The sequence below is a fragment of the Aestuariivirga sp. genome (genome assembly GCF_037139295.1).
Lineage (GTDB): Bacteria > Pseudomonadota > Alphaproteobacteria > Rhizobiales > Aestuariivirgaceae > Aestuariivirga.
This window is the reverse complement of sequence record NZ_JBAXGR010000151.1, coordinates 1-6,078: the sequence shown is the minus strand read 5'-3', so window position 1 is coordinate 6,078 and position 6,078 is coordinate 1. Positions and strand designations below refer to the sequence as shown.

Genomic DNA, 6,078 nt, shown 5'->3' with positions numbered 1-6,078 from the left:
CGTGCTGTTCCTCATCGCCGGAAAACTCGACTTCCCGAAGATCAATGGTCACGCAGCGTAACCCACTCGTTTTTCAAAAGAGCCCTTATTAGTTGGGAGTGCAATGCGCACAGCGCAAGTTGTTCCCGACGGACATGATATTTCTGTTTTCACGAATTTCGCCACAGCATTATTGGCGGCTTGTGTCGTGCAGAATGTCCCCAGTATGATTGCCGTGGCTAGGAAGAGCGACTTCTTCAACATGTTTGATCCTTCTCTCTAGGGAAAATACTAGATTCGTTTCTCATCGTAGCAACAACAGCAGAACTACCTAGCTCTCTCACATTCGAGCTAGTCGTTGGCTACTTCCCAAGCGACCACACCCAATGCATGAGCTTGTTCTTGGCGTGGGCTAAGGCGATCCTGTCCGACTGCCCAAAATGTGTTCCTTCTAAACGGCTGCGTCCCTAGGAAGATCGGCCACTTATCTCAATCCAGCTGCAACAATCACCAGCCGCACCTCCTGATGCTATTTGGCGATCTGCTTCCAAGCTTGTCCACGTCAGGCTGCTCAATCGGTTTGTTTTTCCGAACTCCAATCAACGCCAATGATGAACAAAACCGAATAGTCCTGTTTGCTGCAGCCATCGACAGGCGGCATCATGCCACCGGGCGCCACCGGGAAACTCTTTTGATCCACCGCACTGGGGCTGCATAAGCCACTAGTTGCAGAGGTGTAGCGAGCAGAGCGACACTTCAGATGCGTGACGTCATAAATGGAAGCTCTGTTCCCCAACTCCCATGCTTGCACGCCCTGTGCATCGGCGGGGTGGACCGTCAGAATTGCCGTAGCGGTCCGTCTACCCGTGACCAGATACCGTCCGGGCTTCAATGGAAAGCTAGGTTGCTCCATGATCAGACCGTTCTCATCAAGCCACCAGTCACTGGGATCGAACTTCCAGTTTGACGGCGCCACACCTCCTGACGAGAGCAGTTCCTCGAAGTTCTTCAACCATACGCCCCTGGGTCCGGGATCAACTTCCCACACACCCCACTTCTCTGCGCCTGTACCACTGCTTGCGCCGGGCTCCACAAGCGCCGCGATAAACTGTGTTGGAATACGTTTGAATCTGACCGTGTCTGCAAAGGCTGTGCTACCCAACAGCAATACCAAAACAAGGTTCATGATCAAGACGGTGTATCGCATTTGTAGAAAACCTCCAGATCTCGCGTTCATTGCAAACTCCAAACATCACGATAATCGTCGAAAGTGGAAGAGTGGCAACCTCTGCCACGACTGGTTGTTCAAACAACATGCACTAACAATCGGAACAGGGCCCGCAATCTATGACCCGCCTAACGACATTCGTATTCCGATCCCCACAGGTGCGCCAAATTCTTGCTCTCTGAATGTCGACGCAGATTGACTCGCGGAATACCGTCCGCCGCAGGCCTCTCGGACTGAACTCGCTGCCGGTCATTTTCCCACACGCAGGATGGTGAAACATGACCAGAGAGATAGCACCGCCGCTGTTGCGAGCGCCGCGCCGTAGCCGCGCGTGATGTCATAGAGATAGCCAGCCGCCACGGGCCCGGCGACGCCTGCGATACCCCAGGCGGTGAATACCTTGCCGTAGTTCAGTGCGAAGCCCTGTGGACCAAATATGCGCCGCACTTCCACGGGAATGACCGCAATCAAGACGCCATAGCAGACGCCCGCAAGACCCAGCGAGGCAGTTACCGGTAAAATCCCTGCCGCGAATGGTATCCCTAGAAGAACGATGGCTTGCACGAGTAGGGGAAGTGCGATGCCGCGGGGACCCGGAACTTGGGCCGCGAACACGCCTCCGAGATATCCGCCCAGCACGCTGCCGAGTGAAACGACACTAGAGACGAGCCCCGCCTCCGTACCAACCTCGTTGCGCCACACAGCGATAGCCGGCGCATGGGCGAGGACCATGAGGCCGGAGAACGCACCCAGCAGATAGCTAAACCACAGAAAGCGGAGCGACCGTGGAATGACTTGCGGCACGCCCTCAACTGATGGCGGGCTGACAGGCGCATCTCGCTGGATGAGTGCTGCACCCATTGCGCAAATCGCAAAGACCACAGGTGCCAGCACCAAAAAAATGATTGCAACATGCATGCCCCCGAGTGCCGCACTGAAGAGTTGGGCGCAGAGCACGGCGCCAAGGCCATAGATGGCGGTGGCGAGGCCCATCGCCTGCGCCTCGCGCCCGGGCATGGCGGCGGCAGCTATGCCGAGCGACATGGCATAGGCGAAGCCATTTGCGAGACCGTACATCACCCCGAAGCCAAGCAGCAGACCGGCGGAACTGGAGCTGCCACCGGCAATCATAAGGCCCAGCGCCGCAACAGCGCCTGAACCGATGAGCCGAAGTCGCGGACCGAACACCGCCTCGATGCGGCCATTCAGGTACACGCCCAGTGTGAGGGCCGCGATTGCGACTGCATAACCCATGCTGGCGACGGTTCGCGAGGTGCCAAGCCACTGCTCGACGGGTGACAGCAGCACGCCGTAGGCATGGATTGACCCAAAGCACAGGCAGGTCATCAAGGCCGCGGCGAGTTTCCTTGAGTTCACCGCAACCACGGCCTCAGGCCATACCGAGTTGTCGCTTGCGCTGCATGGCCCAGGCACCAATCAGACGATCTGCCGTAATGCCGATGAAGGCAATGCCGAGGCCTGCGAGCAGGCCACGGCCAGTGTCCGCGCCCGGAAGCGCCTTGTAGATTTCCTGGCCGAGATCGCGCGAGCCAATGAGCGCGGTGATGGCGACCATGGCCAGCGCCATCATGATGGTTTGGTTGAAGCCGAGCAGTATCTCGGGGAACGCAATGGGAAGCTCCACCTTGCGCAGGCGCTGCCACGGCGTGGCGCCGGAGGCAACGGCGGCGTCCAAGGTCGCAGAAGGCACGCGCAGCAGACCCAGGTAGGTGTAGCGGATTGCCGGCACCGTTGCATAGGCCAGCATGGCGATGACGTTGGAGACGTCGCTGGTCTGGAACAGCATGATGACGGGAATCAGGTAGATGAAACTGGGAAAGGTCTGCAACGTGTCGCACACGCCTTTCGTGACATGCGCAACACGCGGGCTGTGCGCCGCCCAAATGCCGATGGGAATGCCGATGATGACGCAGAGGATCGTGGCGCCAGTGACGAGATAGATCGTCAGCATCAGCGGCTCCCAGAAGCCTGCGAGCATCATGAAGCCGAACAGGCAGACCGGCAGCAGCGCCAAACGCCATCCCGAGAGATGATAGCCAATTGCGGCGAGCACGCCGAGCATCACCGGCCAGGGAAGCCAGAGGTAGAAATTGCGAAGCGGCAGCATCAGCCAAATGGTGAGCGCATCGCGCGCCGGCTTGATGTAGGGAAAGAGCTCCTTCGAGATCCAGCGCACCGCGTTGTTGATCGGTCCGCCATAAGACAGCGTCATTTCCTTGGGAAGTACGGCGAAGCCGTGGGAAAAACCTGCCGCAGCGACAGAGGCCGCCAAGAGTAGCACGAAAAGTGAGATATGGGGGTGACGGGCGGTAAAGCCGTTCTTCGGGTCCGTATGCGAGGGCACCTTGGCCATATAGGCTTGGGTCAGCCGATCGAGAACGATGGCGATGAGGGTGATCGCCACGCCCTGCTCCACCGCCTTGCCGATCTGCAGTTGCTGTAACGAGAACAGCAGCTTCTGGCCGAGCCCGGAAGCGCCAACCAGCGAGGCGATGACCACCATGGCCAGCGTCTGCATGACGACCTGGTTGAGGCCCAGCATCAGCGTCTTCTCGGCAGCGGGAATCTCGACTTTCCAGAGTAGCTGTCGCGGCGTGCAGCCGGCCATGCGGCCCGCCTCCAGAATGTCCGGGGGAACGGTGCGCAAGCCGAGGATCGTGCAGCGTGCCATGGGCGGCAGGGCGAAGGCGAAGGTGGCGAGCATCGCCGGCACCTGGCCGAAGCCGAAGAGTATGACCACGGGCCCGAGATAGGCCATGTGCGGCGTGGCCTGCATCACGTCGAAGACCGAATTGAGAATGCGCTCAACCCGGGTGTTGCGGGTTGCCCACAGGCCGAGCGCCAGACCCAGGGCAGCGGCGAGCGGCACGGTGACGAGAACGATGGACAGCGTCTGCATCGAGTCCTGCCACAGGCCGAAGATCGCGAGGTAGAAGGCCGCCAGCCCGCAGAAGATGGCGAGCCCCCTGCCACCAGCCCAATGACCGAGGATCGCCACGCCCCCGACGATGGCAACCCATGGCAACGGCGGCAGCGAAAGCGCCGGGAAGCCCCTGAATAGCAACGCTTCCGAGAACCATAGCGGCCAGGACAGCAGCCACGACAGTATGCGTGTCACAGGTTTTGCGGCCGCCGAGAACCAGACGAAACCCTCGGTCACCCAGGCGCGGAAGGGAATGGCCCACTCGCTGGGCCAGCGGGCGAAGGGCGGCCAGGCCCAAGCCGCGGCAACGCCGAGAACGATGATGATGCCCACCACGATGGGAAGCGACAGCCGCGGAGGTGGTGCAAGCTTCGGCGCGGCCATTGCCTGCCCGCCGCTACTCATGGGCGTTCGTCCGGATAGAGCGCGCGGATCATGGCGGCGCGGTCGATAGTGCCGATGGAGCGGCCTTCGGCATCAATCACTGCCAGGGGCTTATCGGAGGCGAGCACGATGGGTGCGGCCTCGCCGATCTTGGCCGAGGCAAGGATGTTGTCGCCATTGAGCGGAGCCGGCACCGGCGAGGCGATGGAGCCCACCGTCAGCACCCGGTCACGCGGGGCATTGCGGGTGAACTCACGCACATAGTCATCGGCGGGCGATGAAACCATCACTTCCGGCGTCGCCAGCTGCACCAGTCGGCCGTCCTTCATGATGCCAATGCGGTCGCCGAGGCGGATCGCCTCGTCGAAATCATGGGTGATGAATACGATAGTCTTGCGCAGCAGCTTCTGCAGCCTCAGGAACTCGTCCTGCATCTCGCGGCGGATCAGTGGGTCGAGTGCCGAGAAGGGTTCATCGAGGAACCACACGTCGGGCCCGACAGCGAGCGAACGCGCGATGCCAACCCGCTGTTGCTGACCGCCCGAAAGCTCACGCGGGAAGTAATTCTCGCGGCCCTCGAGGCCGACAAGCCGGATCATCTCGCGGGCGCGCGTATCGCGCTCCTCGCGCGTGGCACCGCGCACCTCAAGCGGGAAGGCGACGTTGGAGAGAACCGTGCGGTGCGGCAGCAGGCCGAAGTGCTGAAATACCATGCCCATCTTGTGGCGGCGGATGTCGATCAGTTCGGAGGCGCTCGACTTGAGAAAGTCCCGCCCCTCGAACACCACCTCACCGGCCGTTGGATCATTTAGCCTTGTGATCGCACGGATCAGCGTCGACTTGCCCGACCCCGAGAGGCCCATGATGATGAGGATCTCACCCGGATAGACATCGAAAGACACGTCGCGCACCGCACCAATATGGCGTTCTGCCGCGAAGTTCTCCGACGTGGGCGCATGCCCATGACGGGCGAGGAAGCCTTGGGGATCGGCACCGAACACCTTCCAGAGATGGCGGCAGGAAATCTTCGGCTGGTCACGCATGGTCAGGCATTCCGCAGTGTAAGTGAGGGGACGCGGAGCAAAAGCCCCGCGCCCCCTCAATTGAGTTGGGTGTTACTGCAGCCAGGACTTGACCGTGTCCTGGTTGGTCTCAATCCACTTCTTGGCGGCGTCTTCCGGCGTCATGCCGTCGACGTCAACAAGGGCAGCGGCAGCCGCAATCTGCGGGTTGCTGAAGTTTACCTTCTTGAGAATGGAGGCGGCCTTCGGCCACTTCTGCTCAAGCTCCTTCGAGCCCACCTTCTTGAGGTAGCCACTGGCCGGTGCGCCGCAGTCATAGACGGCGTCCGGGTTCTGGCCCCACTTCGGGTCGGAGAGGCAGGCGGCCTCATATTTCGGGAACTCGACGAACTGGCCTTCGAACTTCGCCTCGATGAAGTTCGGCGTCCAGTTGAAGAGTACGATCGGCTCCTTGCGGTCATAGGCCGCCTGGAGTTCGGCCCACAGCGTGGCTGCCTGACCGACCGGCACTTCCTGGAAGT

At 60.7% G+C, this 6,078-nt stretch carries 5 protein-coding genes; all 5 read right to left on the bottom strand.

Annotated features, from left to right (window positions below):
• Nucleotides 1–550 precede the first annotated feature (550 nt).
• Nucleotides 551–1,186 (bottom strand): hypothetical protein, encoded by a 636-nt coding sequence (locus tag WCJ41_RS19720; RefSeq protein WP_336907548.1) that lies wholly within the window; start codon nt 1,184–1,186, stop codon nt 551–553.
• Nucleotides 1,187–1,456: 270 nt separating this feature from the next.
• Nucleotides 1,457–2,584 (bottom strand): MFS transporter, encoded by a 1,128-nt coding sequence (locus WCJ41_RS19715; protein WP_336907547.1) that lies wholly within the window; start codon nt 2,582–2,584, stop codon nt 1,457–1,459.
• A 13-nt stretch (nt 2,585–2,597) separates the two neighbouring features.
• A complete protein-coding gene (locus tag WCJ41_RS19710; protein WP_336907546.1) occupies nt 2,598–4,556 on the bottom strand; it encodes an ABC transporter permease subunit in 1,959 nt (652 codons plus the stop codon).
• Complete coding sequence (locus WCJ41_RS19705; protein ID WP_336907545.1) at nt 4,553–5,578, bottom strand: ATP-binding cassette domain-containing protein; 1,026 nt, start codon at nt 5,576–5,578, stop codon at nt 4,553–4,555. The genes WCJ41_RS19710 and WCJ41_RS19705 overlap by 4 nt, the downstream gene beginning before the upstream one ends.
• Before the next feature lie 72 nt (nt 5,579–5,650).
• Nucleotides 5,651–6,078 (bottom strand): glycine betaine ABC transporter substrate-binding protein (locus WCJ41_RS19700; RefSeq protein ID WP_336907544.1); only part of this gene is annotated, 428 nt, incomplete at its 5' end.

Coding starts and splice junctions, on each gene's coding strand:
- WCJ41_RS19705 (WP_336907545.1), bottom strand. CDS start 5,578: ATGCGTGACCAGCCGAAGATTTCCTGCCGCCATCTCTGGAAGGTGTTC.
- WCJ41_RS19720 (WP_336907548.1), bottom strand. CDS start 1,186: ATGCGATACACCGTCTTGATCATGAACCTTGTTTTGGTATTGCTGTTG.
- WCJ41_RS19710 (WP_336907546.1), bottom strand. CDS start 4,556: ATGAGTAGCGGCGGGCAGGCAATGGCCGCGCCGAAGCTTGCACCACCT.